The sequence below is a fragment of the Pseudomonas sp. WS 5010 genome (genome assembly GCF_012985565.1).
GTDB lineage: Bacteria > Pseudomonadota > Gammaproteobacteria > Pseudomonadales > Pseudomonadaceae > Aquipseudomonas.
Genome location: NZ_JAAQWQ010000004.1, coordinates 19,853 through 38,001 on the forward strand (window position 1 = coordinate 19,853; position 18,149 = coordinate 38,001).

An 18,149-nucleotide genomic window follows, 5' to 3' on the forward strand; every position below is an offset into this window, starting at 1 on the left:
ATAGCAATTGTGGAATAGCCAAACAAGCTCGGAGCTTATGACCAGTAGCACAACGGCAGGCAATGCCCACCTGGACGCATCCACCCAGCCGCCCCAACTGCGGGTCACCGGGGACTGGACGCTGGCCCATTACAGCGCCCTGAAGAAGTTGTCGACAAGCCTCGACGGCCAGTACGACGCCAGCACCCGCGTCGACCTCAACGGCCTGGGTGCGCTCGACACCGCCGGCGCCTCGCTGCTGGTAGAGCTGCTGGGCCCGGAGCGCATCGAACACTCCGCCGAACAAACCGACTGCCGTCTGCCCGCCGCCGACCGCGCACTGCTCAAGACCGTCTACCGCTCCCTGAATGATTTCTGTGTGCCGGTCAAAGAGCCGCAGGAAAGCGCCGGCATCCAGCTGTTGGCCCGCATCGGCCGCGCGGTGGATACGGTCTGGCAAGACGCCATGACCCTGCTGGGCTTTATCGGCCTGATCCTCGCAACCTTTGCCCGCGGCGTGTTCCGGCCCAAGCGCTGGCGCCTGACGCCGATGGTGGCGCATATCGAACAGACCGGGCTCGATGCCGCACCCATCGTCGCCTTGCTGACCTTTTTGGTGGGCGCCGTGGTCGCGTTTCTCGGCGCCACGGTGCTGGAAAGTTTCGGCGCGAGTATTTTTACCGTGGACCTCGTGGCGTTTTCCTTCCTGCGGGAGTTCGGTGTCCTACTCACCGCGATCCTGATGGCCGGCCGCACCGCCAGCGCCTTCACCGCACAGATCGGCTCGATGAAGGCCAACGAAGAAATCGACGCCATCCGCACCATGGGCCTCGACCCCATGGAGTTGCTGGTACTGCCGCGCGTCCTCGCGCTGCTGGTAGCGCTGCCGATGCTGACCTTTCTCGCCATGATTTCGGGGATTATCGGCGGCGGCGTAGTGTGCGCCGTGGCCCTGGATATCTCGCCGGCGATGTTCCTCTCGCTGTTGCAATCGGACATTGGCGTCCAGCATTTGCTGGTGGGTCTGGTCAAAGCGCCGTTCTTTGCCTTCCTGATCGCCGCCATTGGCTGCCTGGAAGGCTTCAAGGTCAGCGGCAGCGCCGAGTCGGTCGGCGCCCACACCACCTCTGCGGTGGTGCAATCGATTTTCGTGGTGATCGTGCTCGATGCAGTCGCCGCACTGTTCTTTATGGAGATGGGCTGGTGAGCCGTTTACAGCGAGCGCCCAGCGAGGCGGTGATCGAAGTCCGTGGCCTGTGCAACCGCTTTGGCCCGCAGAGCGTGCATGAAAACCTCGACCTGGACCTGTACAAAGGCGAGATCCTCGCCGTGGTCGGCGGCTCGGGCAGCGGCAAGTCGGTGTTGCTGCGCAGCATCATCGGCCTGCGTCAGCCCAGCGAAGGGCAGGTGCGGGTGTTCGGGCAGAACCTGCCGAGCCTGTCGGAGCAGGAGCGCTCCCTGGTGGAACGACGTTTCGGCGTGCTGTTCCAGAAGGGCGCGCTGTTTTCCTCGCTGACGGTCACGGAGAACGTCGCCCTGCCATTGATCGAACACGCCGGCCTCAGCCGCGCCGATGCCGAGCACCTGGCGGCGGTGAAGCTGGCCCTGGCCGGGCTGCCGTTGTCGGCGGCCGACAAATACCCGTCGTCGCTCTCCGGCGGGATGATCAAGCGTGCGGCCCTGGCCCGCGCCCTGGCCCTGGACCCGGACATTCTGTTTCTCGATGAACCCACCGCCGGCCTCGACCCCATCGGTGCAGCGGCATTCGACCAACTGATCCTGACCCTGCGCGATGCCTTGGGCCTGAGTGTGCTGCTGATCACCCATGACCTGGACACGCTCTACACCATCACCGACCGTGTGGCGGTGCTGGCGCAGAAAAAGGTATTGGTGGCCGGAGCCATAGATGTTGTTTCGCAAACGAACGACGCCTGGATTCACGAATACTTTCATGGCCCCCGGGGCCGCGCGGCATTGGATGCCGCTCAACAGCTCAACGAGGTATGACATGGAAACCCGAGCCCATCATGTGATGATCGGTCTGTTCAGCGTGATAGTCGTGGTCGGCGCTATGCTCTTCGGCCTGTGGCTGGCCAAGTCCAGCGTCGACAGCGCGTTCCAGGATTACGAAGTGATCTTCAACGAAGCGGTCAGCGGCCTGTCCCAGGGCAGCGCGGTGCAGTACAGCGGGATCAAGGTCGGTGATGTCACCAGCCTGCGCCTGGATCCCAAGGACCCGCGCCGCGTACTGGCGCGCATCCGCCTGGCCGGGCAGACACCGATCAAGGAAGACACCCAGGCCAAGCTGGCGCTGACCGGCATCACCGGCACCTCGATCATCCAGCTCAGCGGCGGCACCCCACAAAGCGCCGAGCTCAAGGGCAAGAACGGCGAGCTGCCGCAGATCATCGCCTCGCCATCGCCCATTGCCCGGCTGTTGAACAACAGCAACGACCTGATGACCAGCATCAACCTGTTGCTGCACAACGCCAACCGCATGTTCTCGCCGGCTAACGTCGACCGCCTGAGCGGCACCCTGGCGCACCTGGAGCAGACCACCGGGGCCATCGCCGAGCAACGGGGCGATATCAAGGTGGTGATGCAGCAATTGGCCCAGGTCAGCAAACAGGCCGGCGGCGCCCTGGAGCAGACCACCGCGCTGATGCGCAACGCCAACGGGCTGCTCAACGACCAGGGCAAACAGATGCTCGGCAGCGCCGAAGGGGCCATGCGCTCCCTGGAGCAAAGCACCGCCACCATCAACAGTTTGTTGGACAGCAACAAGGACTCCCTGAACAGCGGCATGCAGGGCCTCAACGAACTGGCGCCCGCCGTGCGCGAGCTGCGCGATACCCTCGGTTCCCTGCGCGCCATCACCCGTCGCCTGGAAGCCAACCCCAGCGGGTATCTGCTGGGCAGTGACAAGAACAAGGAGTTCACGCCATGAAGCGTGCTTACCAAATGATCCTCCCGGTAGCCCTGGCCCTGGTCAGCGCCTGCTCGATCCTGCCCAAGGCCGATCCGTCCAATGTCTACCGGCTGCCGGCGGCCCAGGCGCCAGCACCTGCCCATGACAGCGCGGGCACCTGGTCATTGCGCCTGGCCAAGCCGCAGGCCAGTGAATTCCTCGACAGCCCGCGCATTGCCGTGGTGCCCCAGGGCGACTTGATCAGCAGCTACGCCCAGTCGCGCTGGAGCGATCCGGCGCCGGTGCTGCTGCGCAACCGTCTGCTGGACGGTTTCCAGCGTGATGGCCGGGTGGCGTTCCTGAGCACCGATGACACCAACCTGCAGGCGGATTTCGAGCTGGGTGGGCAGTTGCAGGCCTTCCAGAGCGAGTACCGGGGCGCGGCGGTGGAGGTGGTGATCCGGCTGGATGCGCGATTGGTGCGCGGCAGTGACCAGCGGATCGTAGCGGCCAAGCGCTTTGAAGTGCGCCAGCCGGTGAGTGATACCCAGGTGCCGGCGGTAGTGGCCGGGTTTGGGTTGGCGGGAGATCAGTTGAACAAGCAGGTGGTGGATTGGGTGGTGCAGCAGGGCAATACAGCGCCGAAACGCTGAGGGCCTCATCGCAGGCAAGCCAGCTCCCACATTTGACGGTGTTCACACATCAAAATGTGGGAGCTGGCTTGCCTGCGATAGCGATCTAAGCTTAGCCAAAGAACCAGTAGCAAACCGCAATCGCCGCCACCACACCGGCCAATTCCGCCAGCAACGCACACCCCACCGCATGCCGCGCCCGCTGGATACCCACCGAGCCAAAGTACACCGCCAGCACGTAGAAGGTGGTCTCGGTACTGCCCTGGATCGTCGCCGCCACCAGCGCCGGGAAGCTGTCCACACCCTGGGTCTGCATGGTCTCGATCAGCATCGCCCGCGCCGCGCTGCCGGAGAAGGGCTTGACCATCGCCGTAGGCAAGGCGTCGACAAAACGCGTGTCCAGGCCCGTCCAGGCCACCAGATGGCGAATCCCTTCGAGGCCAAACTCCAGCGCCCCGGAAGCGCGCAGTACGCCAACCGCACACAGCATCGCCACCAGGTACGGCAGCAGGTTCTTCGCGACGTCAAAGCCCTCTTTGGCGCCTTCGACAAACGCTTCATAGACCTTGACCTTGCGCAGCGCACCGATCAGCAAAAACAGCATGATCAGGCCAAACAACGTGAGGTTGCCGAGGATCGAAGACAAGCCCGCCAGGGCCGTGGCCGACATCGTCGCCAGCAAGGCCATGAAGCCGCCCAGCACCAGCGCACCGGGGATCAGGTACGCCAGCACTACCGGGTCCCACAGGCGCAGGCGCTGCATCAGCGCCACCGACAGCAGGCCCACCAGGGTCGAGGCGCTGGTGGCTAGCAGGATCGGCAGGAACACCAGGGTCGGGTCGGGCGCGCCTTGCTGGGCGCGGTACATGAAGATCGTCACCGGCAGCAAGGTCAGGGAAGACGCGTTGAGCACCAGGAACAGGATCTGCGCGTTGGTCGCGGTGTTGGGGAGCGGGTTGAGCTCTTGCAGCGCCTTCATGGCCTTGAGGCCGATCGGCGTCGCCGCGTTATCCAGGCCCAGGCCGTTGGCGGCAAAGTTGAGGGTGATCAAGCCGATGGCCGGGTGACCGGCCGGTACTTCCGGCATCAGCCGCAAGAATAGCGGGCCCAGGGCCTTGGCCAGCCACTCGACGATCCCGGCCTTCTCGGCGATGCGCAAAAAGCCTAGCCACAGGGTCAAGGTGCCGAACAGCAGCACCATCACTTCCACAGACAGCTTGGCCATGGCGAAGATACTCTCCACCATCGCCGCAAAGATCCCGGCGTTACCGCCCACCAGCCATTGCACCAGCGCCGATACCATCGCCACGACAAAGAAGCCAAGCCACAGGCCATTGAGCATCAGTCACACCCCTTTAAATATGTGGCGAATGATAGCGGGGCTGACAGAAACGACAAACCCCGGATTTACCGGGGTTTGTGCGTATCAAGCAGGGATCAGCCCTGGCTGGTCTCGCCAGCCGGCAGCGCGGTCTTGGTCCGCCAGTGTGGCAGGGAGTTCCAGTAGCGCTCGCCCTTGGCATCGTCGTACATGCCTTCCCAACGCGCGATGACCAACACGGCCAGGGCGTTGCCGATCACGTTCAGGGCGGTACGCGCCATGTCCATGATGCGGTCGACACCGGCGATGAACGCCAGGCCTTCCAATGGGATACCCACGCTGCCCAGGGTGGCCAGCAGCACCACGAAGGACACGCCCGGCACGCCGGCGATACCTTTGGAGGTGACCATCAGGGTCAGTACCAGCATCAGTTGCTGGCCAACCGACAGGTCGATGCCATACAGCTGGGCAATGAAGATCGCTGCGATGCTCTGGTACAGGGTCGAACCGTCGAGGTTGAACGAGTAACCGGTCGGCACCACGAAGCTGCAAATGGCTTTCGGCGCACCGTAGGCTTCCATCTTCTCGATCACGCGCGGCAGCACGGTCTCGGAGCTGGCGGTGGAGTAGGCCAGTACCAGCTCATCCTTGAAGATGCGCATCAGCTTGATCACCGAGAAGCCAAACAGGCGGGCGATCAGGCCGAGAATCACAAAGGCGAAGAACAGGATGGCAACGTAGACCAGGATTACCAGCTTGGCCAATGGCAGCAGCGAGGCGAAGCCGAAGTTGGCCACGGTCACGGCGATCAGGGCGAATACACCGATAGGGGCGTATTTCATGATCATGTGGGTGACTTTGAACATGCTCTCGGACACGCCCTGGAACATGGTGACCAGGGGTTCGCGCAGGTCTGGCTTGAGGCTCGACAAGCCCAGGCCGAACAACACGGAGAAGAAGATGATCGGCAGCATCTCGCCACGGGCCACGGCGGCAAAGATGTTCGATGGGATCAGGTTGAGGATGGTCTCGATGAACGCATGTTCATGCTGCACCTCGGCGGCGGTCGCCTGGTACTTGGAGATATCCACGGTACCCAGGGTACTCATGTCGATCCCGGCACCGGGGTGGAACAGGTTGGCCAACAGCAGACCGACCACAATCGCAATGGTAGTGACCACTTCGAAGTAAACGATGGTCTTCACGCCGATCCGACCGAGTTTTTTCGCATCCCCCACACCGGCGATTCCGACAATCAGCGACGAAATCACGATCGGGATCACGATCATCTTGATCAGGCGGATAAAGATATCGCCCGCCGGTTGCAACACGTTGCTGATCCACCAGGCTTTTTCGGCACTGAAGTGGTTGAGTACAGCACCGATTGCAATCCCTAGCACCAGACCGATGAGGATCTGCCAGGCGAGGCTTAGTTTTGCCTTCTTCATGTCATTACCCTTGTTTCAAGTGGACTCAGGCAGATGCGCCAGCTGGAACGCCCGGGAGCGAAAAAGTGTGAGCATCAACCTCCGTAGAAGGTCACCGCAGATGGCCGATATGGCTTACTGGCAAGCGAAAAAAGGCGCAACTATTCCGATGCGCGGGGGCAGAGTCTAATGCCGTAAACGCCTACCCTATGCCGAATCGGCATGGGTTTTTGCAAATAAATCTGTCTGTTTGGTCAGTTCGAATGCGACATTTTGTCAGGCATACCTGCCGTGAACCGGTCATTTCAGGCTTGCCCAGGGATTTTCGGTTTTTTTGCGGGGAGGGAAAAACTCTTGAAATTTCCTACGCATACCGTCAAGAAACAGGTCTGGCCGTAGACAAACTTTCTCGATAGATGGTCACGTAGCAACACCGTGAAACGGTTGTGATGATGCAGAAAGGAAATTTGCAGCTAAGTACAGCATAAGTGCCACGGGATGCTGAGCAAGCCCGTCGCAAGTCCGTCAGGCCATAACTGCCTGCGGACCTGCGTCGCAGCTTTTCTCCTGACCCGGCCCTTGCGCAGGCACTCCCTGTACCCGTAGGTCACGCCGATCCACTTTGATCAGAGCAACCCGGCCCCCTGGTCATGCACCGCCGCCAGGCAGGTGCAAACGGAAACAGGCAGTTGGCCGGTTTCCATGTGGGTAAGGCCCGCAGACGGGCCTAGTACCAATTCGGATCTTTCTTCAGTTGCTCCATGAGCAACTTCTGCATGCCTTCATCAGGCTTGCCGATGAAGCGATAGTCCGCATGCCTAGTTGGCGACTTGTCCGCCGGAAGCCCGGCTGGGACTTCGACCAGCATCGCGTAGGCATCTTCCTTATCAAGGCTGAAGGCAACGATCAGGCGTTTATTCAGGCAGGTGTCAGCCGTTTCACACAGCGGCCCTACCAGATACCCATCACCGTCCTCCGTGACGGCATTCATCTGCTCAGAGGTGCCCGACAGATTGATCACCCATTCCGGCAGGCGCTCTTCCTTCTTGACCACGCCCTGCCAGGTTTCCCGATACTGCGGGTCGGCATTGAGCAGTTCATTGGCCCGCGCCTGGCCGTCATTGGCGGCCATGGCCAAGCCACTGCCGCCCAACAGCAGGGCGGCAGCCAGGGTTTTGAAAGACAAGTTGGCCATGTTCAACCTCGACCGCGACGGCCAAAGAAGAAGGAAGCGATGAACATCACCAGGAAGACGACAAAGAGAATCTTGGCGATACCCGTAGCGGTGCCCGCGATACCACCGAAGCCCAGGACTGCAGCCACAATGGCAATGATCAGGAATGTGATTGCCCAACTCAACATGGTGATTCTCCTTTTGCGTCTATAGAAGTGACTGCTGTGTAGCCATCCTGTCGCACCCAACGGGGCGGCAGGTTCGTGCCTAGAACACCCAGCGTTCCTGGACGGGTTCGTCGTACAGGGCAATGTCCTGTTCAACCGCCATCATGCGTGGGGCTGTCACGTCAGCGCTGGTGCTGCCAACGGAACGGAAATGGGTCTGTGTCATCGGTGCGCGCTCGAACTGCGGGGCGGACTGCTGGCTCTGCTGCCAATGTTGCAATTGCTGGCCACCGATCAAGGTCACCATCAAGGCGAGGCTGGCAAACAGCCCCTGTTGAAGGCGCAGTGGCGATACACGCAATGGCTTGAGGCTTTGGCGAGTCATCCTGAATCTCTCCCGCATGTTGTTTTGTTCGTTGATCACGCTTGTAGAGGAGGTATTGCAGAGTGCATGCCAGTTTTTAATCCAAATAAAATCCAATAAAATCAGCTACTTAAAAGATAGGTGCGTTTCTTGTCAGCAGCATCCTGCACGATGCGCCTATCCTCACCGTGCGAAATGCACGATGGCCAATGGTCGGATCAAGGGATCAGAGAGGGCTGTAGGACTGCCGAAGGGTCAACAAGGGTTAAAAACCCGCTGCCCAGGCATATAAGTAGGAATGGTCTCAGATAGCTGCGCGATAGGGCTTTGAATCAATCAGAATAAACCATGCAACTTGCCCGATTATTCCGGGACTAACCAAGATCAATCATTCTTATTTTAAGGAGCGCGGGACAGATGGAATCCGCCAAGGAACTTCAAGGCCGCATTCTTTTAGTGGACGACGAGTCAGCAATCCTGCGCACCTTCCGCTACTGCCTGGAAGATGAAGGCTATACCGTAGCCACCGCCAACAGCGCGGCCCAGGCCGATGCCCTGTTGCAACGCCAGGTGTTCGACCTGTGTTTCCTGGACCTGCGCCTGGGCGAAGACAATGGCCTGGACGTGCTGGCGCAGATGCGCATCCAGGCACCGTGGATGCGTGTGGTGATCGTCACCGCTCATTCGGCCGTCGATACGGCAGTGGATGCGATCCAGGCAGGCGCGGCCGATTACCTGGTCAAACCATGCAGCCCCGACCAACTGCGCCTGGCCACCGCCAAGCAACTGGAAGTGCGCCAGCTGTCGGCGCGCCTGGAAGCACTGGAAGGCGAGGTGCGCCAACCCAAGGATGGCCTCGACTCCCATAGCCCGGCGATGATGGTGGTGCTGGAGACCGCCCGACAAGTGGCCGGCACCGATGCCAATATCCTGATCCTCGGCGAATCCGGCACAGGTAAAGGTGAGTTGGCCCGGGCGATTCACGGCTGGAGCAAAAGGGCGAAAAAATCCTGCGTCACCATCAACTGCCCGTCCCTGACCGCCGAACTGATGGAAAGCGAACTGTTCGGCCACAGCCGCGGGGCCTTTACCGGCGCCAGCGAAAGCACCTTGGGCCGAGTCAACCAAGCGGATGGTGGCACGCTGTTTCTTGACGAGATCGGCGATTTTCCCCTGACACTGCAACCCAAGTTGCTGCGTTTTATTCAGGACAAGGAATATGAGCGGGTCGGTGACCCAGTCACCCGGCGCGCCGATGTGCGCATCCTGGCGGCGACCAACCTGAACCTGGAAGACATGGTGCGCGACGGACGCTTTCGCGAGGACTTGTTGTATCGCCTGAACGTCATCACCTTGCACCTGCCGCCCCTGCGCGAACGCAGCGAAGATATCCTGGCCCTCGCCGACCGCTTCCTCGCGCGCTTCGTCAAAGAGTACGCACGACCGGCTCGCGGCTTCAGCGATGACGCCCGGGAAGCGCTGCTCAACTACCGTTGGCCGGGCAATATCCGTGAGCTACGCAACGTCGTGGAGCGCGCGAGCATCATCTGCGCCCAGGAGAAAGTCGAAATCAGCCATCTGGGGATGGCCGAGCAACCGACCAACAACTCGCCGCGTATCGGCGCGGCGTTGAGCCTGGATGAACTGGAAAAGGCCCATATCGGCGCCGTCCTGGCCACCAGCGACACCCTGGACCAGGCGGCCAAGACCCTGGGCATCGATGCGTCGACCCTGTATCGCAAACGCAAGCAATACAACCTGTGAGCTGCACCTTATGAAGCTGGCGATGAAACTGCGCACGCGGCTGTTCCTGAGCATTTCTGCGCTGATCACCGTGGCGCTGCTCGGGTTACTGCTGGGGCTGGTGAGCGTCATGCAAATGGCCAAGACCCAGGAAGCCCTGATCCGCAGCAACTTCATTACCCTGGACCTGGGGCTCAAGCTGCGCCAGACCCTGGGTGACCAGCTGATTTTGATGCTCAACGACACTCCGGACCCGGTCGCGCTGAACACGTCCAAGCAACAGTATTTCAAGCTGCTGGACGAGGGCATCGCCCACGAAATGAGTGTCGCCAGAGTGGGAGGTTTCTCTCAGGCCAAGGCCGATTACCTGACATTCCTCGAAGCGTTCGAAGAAAATGAAAATAGGCCTCCGTCCCTGCGCAATAACGAACAACTCACCACCAGCTTCAACGTCTTGCGCAATGGGCTGATCAGCGAACACAAAAGAGCGCTGGAAAACATCAATGCCACCGAAAGCCAGTCTCGCGAACGCGCCCTGTGGATCGCCGGCCTGCTCGGGCTGGTGGGCCTGGCGGTGCTGATCATCGGCTTCATCACCGCCCACGGCATCGCCCGACGCTTTGGCGGGCCGATCGAAGCCCTGGCCAAGGCAGCCGACAAAATCGGCCAAGGCAACTTTGATGTCACCCTGCCGATTTCTTCGGCGGCGGAAATGAACCAACTGACCCGGCGCTTTGGCATCATGGCCGAAGCGCTGCGCCAGCATCAGGCGACCAATGTCGACGAATTGCTCGCCGGCCAGCAACGCTTGCAAGCGGTGCTCGACAGCATCGACGACGGCTTGCTGATGATCGACCGCCAAGGGCACCTGGAACACCTCAACCCGGTCGCCCAGCGCCAACTGGGCTGGGACGAGAGCCGCCTGGGGCAGGGCCTGGGCGACGCGCTGCAACGCCCCGAACTGGATGAGCAACTGCACCTGGTGCTGCGCGGCGGCAACCTGGAGCGCGCACCCGACGACCTGGAAGTGGAAGTCGAAGGCGAATCGCGCCTGCTGACCTACAGCATGACGCCGGTCAGCCACCACCAGGGGCATATTCTCGGCGCGGTGATGGTGTTGCATGACGTTACCGAGCAGCGCGCCTTCGAGCGGGTGCGTAGCGAATTCGTGCTGCGTGCCTCCCATGAACTGCGTACGCCGGTCACCGGCATGCACATGGCATTCGGCCTGTTCCAGGAGCGGGCGAAATTCCCTCCTGAATCCCGCGAAGCCGACCTGCTGAACACGGTCAACGAAGAAATGCAGCGCTTGATGCAACTGATCAACGACCTGCTCAACTTTTCCCGCTACCAGAACGGCCTGCAAAAACTCACCCTGGCGCCGTGCGACATCAACGATCTGCTTGAACATGCCCGCGCACGTTTTGCCGAGCTGGCGAATGCGCAACACATCGACCTGCTGGTAGAGGCGCAGGCGCAACTGCCCAGGTTGCATGCCGATCAGGCGCAATTGGAGCGGGTCCTGGACAATCTGCTCGGCAATGCCCTGCGCCACACCAGCGAGGGCGGGCAGATTCGCCTGCAGGCGCGGCGCCATGGCGAACGGCTGATCATCAGCGTCGAGGACAATGGCGAAGGCATCGCCTACGGCCAGCAGGGCAGGATTTTCGAGCCATTTGTCCAGGTAGGCCGCAAGAAAGGCGGCGCCGGCCTGGGGCTGGCGCTGTGCAAGGAGATCGTGCAGTTGCACGGTGGCCGCATGGGGGTCTATTCCCGGCCGGGGCAGGGCACGCAGTTCTACATGGCGTTGCCGCTGTAACTACACACGGTGACCACTCAAGGGGTGCAAGATCAAAGGTGGGGGCTATCGAGTCCCCACAGGTATTGCTCGCAGCCCTTTACTTGCCTGAATCAAAGACCTCAGCGGTGATTCAATACCCGCAGGATCGCGGCGCTTTGCGCATCCGGCGTACCGTCGAACAACGCCGGCCTAAAGCGCATCTGGAACGCAGCCAGCACCCGCCGCGTCGCCACATCCAGCTCGCCGGTCTGCGGCGTGGAATAGCCCACGCGGGCTAACTCTTCCTGGAACCAGGTAACGCTCGGCAGCTGCCTGGCATACTCGGCCTGATACCGCGCGACCGCCTGGGCCTCGGGCCAGATCCCCAGGCCTTGATCCGCCAGGCGCTTCCACGGGAACAATGGGCCCGGATCGAGTTTGCGCCCGGGAGCGATATCACTGTGGCCGATAATGAACTTAGGGTTGATCCGATTGCGCTGGCTGATGTCCTTGAGCAAGGTCACCAGGGACTGGACCTGCGCTTCGGAGTACGGATACCAGACGCGCCCGGTGGGTGTGTCGCGGTAGCCAGGATTGACGATCTCGATACCAATGGAGCTGGAATTGAGCCAGGTACGGCCCATCCACTCACTTTCCCCGGCGTGCCAGGAGCGCTTGTCTTCGTCCACCAGCTTATAGATGGTTGCACGGGCATCATCGCCAATCAGGTAGTGGCTGCTGACTTGGCCTTTGGTCAATAGCGCCAGCGAGCCTTGCAGGTTGGTAGCCGTGTAGTGCAGGACGACGAACTGGATACGATTATCGAAGTTCACCGACGGGTGGCTGGTATCCAGGCGTGGGCCACTCGCACAGCCGGCGAGTGTGAGGGATAGAAGAGCAGCAACGAGAAATTTCATGGCAACAGACGGTACGCTAAAGACGATAATGCAACAGTGTAACGTACCGTTTGCCGGTCAGCGGCCCGCTATACAAAATGGAACAACTTTTCAGCCCGCCTGTACCTGATTGCGCCCCGCCGCCTTGGCCCGATACAAGGCTTCGTCTGCGCGCTTGAGTGTGAGGTCGCTGCGCTCGCCGGGCTGGAACTGCGCCATGCCGATGGACATGGTGATGGTCACGCGCTCGCCCTTGAAGTGAAACGGGCACGCCTCGATGGCTGCCCGCAGGCGCTCACCGAGTTGCAGCGCATCGCCCAGCGCCGAATCCGGCATCAGCAAGACAAACTCCTCACCGCCAAACCGCGCGATAAAGTCCGTCGGCCGCAGGCGTTTGCCCAACACATTGGCGATGATCTTCAACACCTTGTCGCCCGCCAGGTGGCCGTAGCTGTCATTGATGCGCTTGAAGTGATCGAGGTCCAGCATCGCCAGCGACAGGCTGTTGCCCTGCTGATGCCAGGTGTTGACCTCGGACTCCAGGCGCTCGCTCCAGGCGGCACGGTTGGGCAAGCCGGTGAGCGGATCGATCAGGGCTTTCTGGCGCTGGACCTCAAGGTGCTCACGATAGCCCTGGGCCTCCTGCTCCATGCTTGCTACCCGCTCCGCCAGCCCCTGCAACCGTGCGGCGACTTCATGTTCACGCTGGTCGCGCTGCTTTTGATGCTCGTCCATGGCCCCCAACAGCCCCTCAAGATGGCTTTCCAGCACTTGCTTGAGGTCATCGAGGTCGGCCGCTTCCTGGACGCTGCTTTGCAAGCCGTCCATCTGTTCACGGATCTGCGTATCCATCTCGCGCGCAGCGCTGCGGCTGTCGGCATGCCCGTCGCTGGCCGCCTGCAAGTTAGCCTGGAAGGCTTCCAGTCGCTCGTTGAGGCGCTTGAGGTAGGCTTCGAACTCATGCTGGCCGCTATCAGTGATGGCCAGCATCAATACCGCCAGGTCATCAAGGATCGGCAGCAACTCGTACCAATTGAGCCCGTGGGCCAGGCGCTCGCGCATGGCTTCGGCCTGGGGCCGGTGATGCTCGGGCAGGTCGAGGTCGCCCAGCAGGCCGAGCAGGGTGTCTTCGATGTGCTTGGCGACTGAGCTGTAGGAAGGCTCGGGCGAGTCGGGCAGGGCGTACAACGCCTCGGGATCGATTTCAGCCGATTCGTCATCCAGCACCGGCGGCAATGACAGGCTGCCGATTGCCGTCGGCTGCGGCGCCTCTGGCAGGAGCTGCGGCGCTGCGACCGTACTTTCACGCTGCGGCACAACGCTCACGTCGGCAGGCTGGACAGATTCCGGATCCTGGACCACGGCAGCAGGCATTTCGACCGGCGTTATACGGGCAACCTGCGGCTGCGGCTGCGGCTGCGGCTGCGGTGCCACAAGCTCATCCACTTCGACCCGGGGCGCAACAGGCACCGGCGCAGGTGCGCTCTCAGTGACCTGCGGCTGCGGGGCCTGGGCTTGTGGCGCAAAAGCCCGCAGGGCCTGGGCCAGCTCGGGCGCATCCTCAACCGCCGGGGCGGCCGGGCTTGCCTGAGCAGCAGGGCTTTGCCGGGAGGCCGTGGCAGCGGGCTCAACCGGCGCAACCTCGGTACCCGCCTCCTTGCCCCCGAACAGACGTTGCAACAAACCCGGGCGAGCCGGTTCGTCATCCGACTCGAGGTTGCTCAGGGCCTGCCCTTGAAGGCCGCTCAATTCACTGAGCAGCAGAGGGATTTCCCGCGCCTGGCCGACGCGGCTGTCCAACTGCTTGGCAAAACTCTTGAGCGGGCGACTGACTTCCCGGGGCAAGGGCAGCGCCTGCAATTGCGTGACCAGGGAGGTCATAGCGGTGCTGATCTGATCAACCCGCGTTTCACGGCGTTGCTCGGAATCCAGCACGGCCTTTTCCAGGCGCGGCAGCAGGGCGGCGAGTGCGGCGTCCATGTCATCGCTGCGCACCACATCGCGCATCTCTTTCATGCACTGGTCGACGGCCCGGTCCGTGCCCTCGGCGGCCAGGGTGCTGCGCACCAGGCCACGGCGCAGCAAGTCGAGGCGCGCGGCCCAACGGCGTTCGAGCTTTTCTTGTTGCTCGATGCTTAACAGGTATTTTTCTTTCCAGCGCTGGGCTTCGTCGCTCATGCAAGGGGTCCGCGAGGGCCGGGGCTCAACGCGGGTAATGCATCAACCGTGAGCGAACCCGGCAGACGAATCTCTACCGCGACCGGCAGGTGATCGGAAATGGGTTGCGCCAGCACCTGCACGCTTTCCAGCGTCAGGGTCGGGCTTAACAGGATGTGATCAAGACAGCGTTGCGGGCGCCAGCTGGGGAAAGTGGCTTCGACCTGGGGCGCCAGCAGCCCGAGGTCGCGCAACGGGGAATTCTCCAACAGGTCACTGGCGTGGGTGTTCATGTCCCCCATCAGCACCTGGTGTTTGTAATCGCCAATCAGCTCACGGATGTAGGCCAACTGCATGGTGCGGGTACGCGCGCCCAGCGCCAGGTGCATCATGACGACCACCAGCGCCTCGGGCCCCTCGCCAAACCGCACGAGAATCGCCCCGCGCCCTTTCGGACCTGGCAGTGGATGGTCTTCGATCGCCCAGGGCTTAAGGCGGCTGAGTACACCATTACTGTGTTGGCCGAGTTTGCCGAGGTTGCGATTGAGTTGTTGATACCAGTAGGGAAACGCACCGAGCTGGGCCAGGTGCTCGACCTGGTTGACGTAGCCCGAACGCAGGCTGCCACCATCGGCCTCCTGCAGGGCCACCAGGTCGAAGTCTCCCAGCAGGTCGCCAATCTTCTGCAGATTGCCGGCCCGGCCATTGTGGGGCAACAGATGCTGCCAGCCACGGGTCAGGTAGTGCCGGTACTTTTCGGTACTGATGCCGACCTGGATATTGAAGCTCAGCAAGCGCAGCCGGCTGTCCGCCGGCAGGCCGGTGGACGCGAGATGATGCTCGTTGACCTGCGGATCATGCAGGCCAACCACTCGTTCTGTACCCCAGCGGCGCATGGCGGGCCCCTTACTTGGCTGCGCGCTCTTTGGCGATCAGCTGGTCGGCAACGTTCAGGGTCGCTTCAGGGCCGCCGGTGGAGCCGAGGTCAAAGCGGTACTTGCCGTTGACGATCAGGGTTGGAACGCCTTGCACGCCGTATTTCTGTGCCAGCTCCTTGGCCTGCTTGATCTGGCCCTGGATGGCGAAGGAGTTGAATGTTGCGAGGAACTTGTCCTTGTCCACGCCTTGGGTGGCGAGGAAGTCAGCCATTTGATCAGGCTTGGTCAGCGGCTTGCGATCCTTCTGGATAGCTTCGAACACGGCATTGTGGACCCTATGCTCCACACCCATGGCTTCCAGGGTCAGGAACATCTGGCCGTGGGCATCCCAAGGGCCGCCGAACATGGCCGGGATGCGCTTGAAGTTCACGTCCGATGGCAGCTTTTCGGCCCAAGGGTTGATGGTCGGTTCAAAAGAGTAGCAATGCGGGCAGCCATACCAGAACAGCTCTACGACTTCGATCTTGCCCGGCACGGAAACCGGTACAGGATTGGCCAGTTCAACATAGGTCTTGCCCGCTTCAAGTGGCACATCGGCGGCTTGGGCGGTCATGCCGAACAGGCTGGCAGTGACGAGAGCGGCGCTGAGGATCAATTTACGCATGCTTTACTCCTGGACAAATAAAGTCGCCTCGCGCGACCTTTTTTATGACAGGCCTGCACGGGCATGAGTTCGTTAGTGTAACGGCAGCGGCCACAAAAAAGGGCGGCCCGCGCCACCCTTTTTATGCTTGCATCGACGGATTAATCGAGCGTTAACGTTACCACTGGTGTACGCCCGGCCTTGCGCGCCTTACTTGTGCAGGCCCTGGATATAGCTGGCCACCGCTGCAATGTCTTCATCGCTCAATTTGCGCGCGATGGTGCGCATGGTCATGGCGTCACCATCGTTGGCGCGACCGGCTTCTTCCTTGCGGAAATCGGTCAGTTGCTTGGCGATGTACTGGGCGTGCTGGCCGCCCAGGTGCGGGAAACCTGCTGCGGCGTTACCCGAGCCATCCGGGGAGTGGCAGCCGGTACAGGCCGGCAGGCCTTTGTCGAGGTCGCCGCCACGGAACAGCTTTTCACCACGCTCGACCAGTTTTGGATCCGCCGCCCCCACGCTGCCTGCCTGGCTGGCGAAATACGCCGCGATATCCGCCAGGTCCTGATCGTTGAGATTGGTCAGCATGCCGGTCATTTCCAGGACCGTTCGCTTGCCGTCCTTGATGTCGTGCATCTGCTTGGTCAGGTATTTCTCGCCCTGGCCCGCCAGTTTTGGAAAGTTGGGTGCCGGGCTGTTGCCGTCCGGTCCATGGCAGGCGCCACATACAGCGGCCTTTGTCTGGCCAGCAGTAGCGTCACCTGCAGCATGGGCAACACCAGTGATGCCCAAGGTCAACAGCAGACTCACGATCAATTTGTTCATCAGCTAATCCAATTACGGCTAAAGGTTATAGAGTTATGAACCGGGTCTACTCGCTCATCAAAAGGATGATGGCCTGGTAATCCTCGGCACGGCATTCCATGCACAAACCACGCGGCGGCATCGCCTTGAAACCCTGGGTCACGTGCTGCACCAGCGTATCCATGCCTTGCGCCAGTCTCGGCGCCCAGGCTGCCTGGTCACCCCGCTTGGGGGCCGTTGGCAACTGCCCGGCATGGCAAGCCGCGCAAACGCGGTTGTACACAGCTTCCGGATCCTGTGTAGCCTGCGCACTGTAAAGTGGTATCAGGACACCGACAGCTAGCAGCCACTTGGTCATACGTCGACCTTTTCAGGGTTTGGAAGCGTTTTGCGTTCTAATGCGCAATAAAGGTCTATCGCTCCCGTGAACTTCATCCTTCGCTGGGACAAAGCACACACAAAATCTGCGGCATTATATACTGGCGCTACTGAAACGGGAACGACACTACTTGCCGCACCCATTCCCGGCACCGCCCACATCGGAAATCCCATGCAACTCAAGAACCCCATCCTCGGTCTGTGCCAACAGTCCACGTTCATGCTCAGCGCCGCCAAAGTCGACCAATGCCCCGACGACGAAGGCTTTGAAGTGGCCTTCGCCGGGCGCTCCAACGCCGGCAAGTCCAGCGCGCTCAACACCCTGACCCATGCCAGCCTGGCTCGCACCTCGAAAACCCCAGGCCGCACGCAACTGCTCAACTTCTTCAAGCTAGACGATGATCGGCGTCTGGTCGACCTGCCGGGCTACGGTTACGCAAAAGTACCTATCCCATTGAAGCTGCACTGGCAGCGTCACCTGGAAGCGTATCTGGGTGGCCGCGAGAGTTTGAAAGGGCTGATCCTGATGATGGATATCCGTCATCCAATGACCGATTTCGACCTGCTGATGCTCGATTGGGCAGTCGCCAGCGGCATGCCAATGCACATCCTGCTGACCAAGGCCGACAAGCTGACCTACGGCGCCGCCAAGGGCACCTTGCTCAAAGTGCAGGCACAAATCCGTAAAGGTTGGGGTGATGCCATCACCATCCAGCTGTTCTCGGCGCCCAAGCGCATGGGCCTGGAAGATGCCTATACCGTGCTGGCAGGCTGGATGGAACTGGCAGACAAGGGCGCAGAACTGGCCGAATAACTTTTCTGCGGGCAAAAAAAACCCCGGACTTCGTATGGGGAGGGGAAGTTCGGGGTCCAAGTTCCGGACCGCTAGGGCGGGGTC

The 18,149-nt window shown here is 61.3% G+C and carries 18 protein-coding genes; 7 read left to right on the forward strand and 11 right to left on the reverse strand.

The features are described from left to right. Positions 1–37: 37 nt before the first annotated feature. Genes HBO11_RS13175 through HBO11_RS13190 form a run of 4 tightly spaced genes read left to right on the forward strand, consistent with a single transcriptional unit; the run spans position 38 to position 3,540 of the window. Positions 38–1,186, forward strand: a complete 1,149-nt coding sequence (locus tag HBO11_RS13175) for an ABC transporter permease (protein WP_169954134.1) — start codon at positions 38–40, stop codon at positions 1,184–1,186. After that, positions 1,183–1,986 carry an ATP-binding cassette domain-containing protein gene (locus HBO11_RS13180; RefSeq protein ID WP_169954133.1) on the forward strand — a complete coding sequence of 268 codons (804 nt, stop codon included), beginning with the start codon at positions 1,183–1,185 and terminating at the stop codon, positions 1,984–1,986. Before HBO11_RS13175 ends, HBO11_RS13180 begins: the two co-directional genes overlap by 4 nt. 1 nt (position 1,987) lies before the next feature. Continuing rightward, positions 1,988–2,926 carry an MlaD family protein gene (locus tag HBO11_RS13185; protein WP_169954132.1) on the forward strand — a complete coding sequence of 313 codons (939 nt, stop codon included), beginning with the start codon at positions 1,988–1,990 and terminating at the stop codon, positions 2,924–2,926. Then, positions 2,923–3,540: an ABC-type transport auxiliary lipoprotein family protein gene (locus HBO11_RS13190; protein WP_169954131.1), complete on the forward strand. Its 618-nt coding sequence runs from the start codon at positions 2,923–2,925 to the stop codon at positions 3,538–3,540. Before HBO11_RS13185 ends, HBO11_RS13190 begins: the two co-directional genes overlap by 4 nt. 91 nt (positions 3,541–3,631) lie before the next feature. On the opposite strand, the gene HBO11_RS13195 is transcribed toward HBO11_RS13190, so the two are convergent. From HBO11_RS13195 to HBO11_RS13215, 5 genes are all read right to left on the reverse strand, one after another. Next, positions 3,632–4,861: a spore maturation protein gene (locus HBO11_RS13195; RefSeq protein ID WP_169954130.1), complete on the reverse strand. Its 1,230-nt coding sequence runs from the start codon at positions 4,859–4,861 to the stop codon at positions 3,632–3,634. A 95-nt stretch (positions 4,862–4,956) separates the two neighbouring features. After that, positions 4,957–6,288: a glutamate/aspartate:proton symporter GltP gene (gene gltP / locus HBO11_RS13200; RefSeq protein WP_057444842.1), complete on the reverse strand. Its 1,332-nt coding sequence runs from the start codon at positions 6,286–6,288 to the stop codon at positions 4,957–4,959. 706 nt (positions 6,289–6,994) lie between these two features. Further along, positions 6,995–7,462, reverse strand: coding sequence for an inhibitor of vertebrate lysozyme family protein (locus tag HBO11_RS13205; RefSeq protein WP_169954129.1), 468 nt, complete (start codon positions 7,460–7,462; stop codon positions 6,995–6,997). 2 nt (positions 7,463–7,464) lie between these two features. Further along, positions 7,465–7,629 (reverse strand): DUF1328 domain-containing protein, encoded by a 165-nt coding sequence (locus tag HBO11_RS13210; RefSeq protein ID WP_003170804.1) that lies wholly within the window; start codon positions 7,627–7,629, stop codon positions 7,465–7,467. Between the two features lie 79 nt (positions 7,630–7,708). Then, a complete protein-coding gene (locus tag HBO11_RS13215) occupies positions 7,709–7,993 on the reverse strand; it encodes a hypothetical protein (RefSeq protein ID WP_169954128.1) in 285 nt (94 codons plus the stop codon). A 396-nt stretch (positions 7,994–8,389) separates the two neighbouring features. On the opposite strand from HBO11_RS13215, the gene algB reads away from it, so the two are divergent. Both algB and HBO11_RS13225 read left to right on the forward strand, forming a co-directional pair. Next, complete coding sequence (algB, locus tag HBO11_RS13220; protein WP_169954127.1) at positions 8,390–9,736, forward strand: sigma-54-dependent response regulator transcription factor AlgB; 1,347 nt, start codon at positions 8,390–8,392, stop codon at positions 9,734–9,736. Positions 9,737–9,746: 10 nt separating this feature from the next. After that, positions 9,747–11,534: a KinB sensor domain-containing domain gene (locus tag HBO11_RS13225; RefSeq protein WP_169954126.1), complete on the forward strand. Its 1,788-nt coding sequence runs from the start codon at positions 9,747–9,749 to the stop codon at positions 11,532–11,534. Positions 11,535–11,635: 101 nt separating this feature from the next. Here the strand turns inward: HBO11_RS13225 and HBO11_RS13230 are convergent, their stop codons facing one another. From HBO11_RS13230 to HBO11_RS13255, 6 genes are all read right to left on the reverse strand, one after another. Continuing rightward, positions 11,636–12,412: an N-acetylmuramoyl-L-alanine amidase gene (locus HBO11_RS13230; RefSeq protein WP_169954125.1), complete on the reverse strand. Its 777-nt coding sequence runs from the start codon at positions 12,410–12,412 to the stop codon at positions 11,636–11,638. Positions 12,413–12,502: 90 nt separating this feature from the next. Next, on the reverse strand, positions 12,503–14,569 hold the full coding sequence (locus tag HBO11_RS13235; protein WP_169954124.1) for a diguanylate cyclase: 2,067 nt from the start codon (positions 14,567–14,569) through the stop codon (positions 12,503–12,505). Beyond that, on the reverse strand, positions 14,566–15,444 hold the full coding sequence (locus HBO11_RS13240; protein WP_169954123.1) for an endonuclease/exonuclease/phosphatase family protein: 879 nt from the start codon (positions 15,442–15,444) through the stop codon (positions 14,566–14,568). The genes HBO11_RS13235 and HBO11_RS13240 overlap by 4 nt, the downstream gene beginning before the upstream one ends. A gap of 10 nt (positions 15,445–15,454) precedes the next feature. After that, on the reverse strand, positions 15,455–16,090 hold the full coding sequence (gene dsbA / locus HBO11_RS13245; RefSeq protein WP_169954122.1) for a thiol:disulfide interchange protein DsbA: 636 nt from the start codon (positions 16,088–16,090) through the stop codon (positions 15,455–15,457). Between the two features lie 189 nt (positions 16,091–16,279). Then, positions 16,280–16,894 carry a cytochrome c4 gene (locus HBO11_RS13250; RefSeq protein ID WP_169954121.1) on the reverse strand — a complete coding sequence of 205 codons (615 nt, stop codon included), beginning with the start codon at positions 16,892–16,894 and terminating at the stop codon, positions 16,280–16,282. A gap of 46 nt (positions 16,895–16,940) precedes the next feature. Further along, a complete protein-coding gene (locus tag HBO11_RS13255) occupies positions 16,941–17,231 on the reverse strand; it encodes a c-type cytochrome (RefSeq protein WP_169954120.1) in 291 nt (96 codons plus the stop codon). 192 nt (positions 17,232–17,423) lie between these two features. On the opposite strand from HBO11_RS13255, the gene yihA reads away from it, so the two are divergent. Next, on the forward strand, positions 17,424–18,065 hold the full coding sequence (yihA, locus tag HBO11_RS13260; RefSeq protein WP_076963373.1) for a ribosome biogenesis GTP-binding protein YihA/YsxC: 642 nt from the start codon (positions 17,424–17,426) through the stop codon (positions 18,063–18,065). The last annotated feature ends 84 nt before the right edge of the window (positions 18,066–18,149 follow it).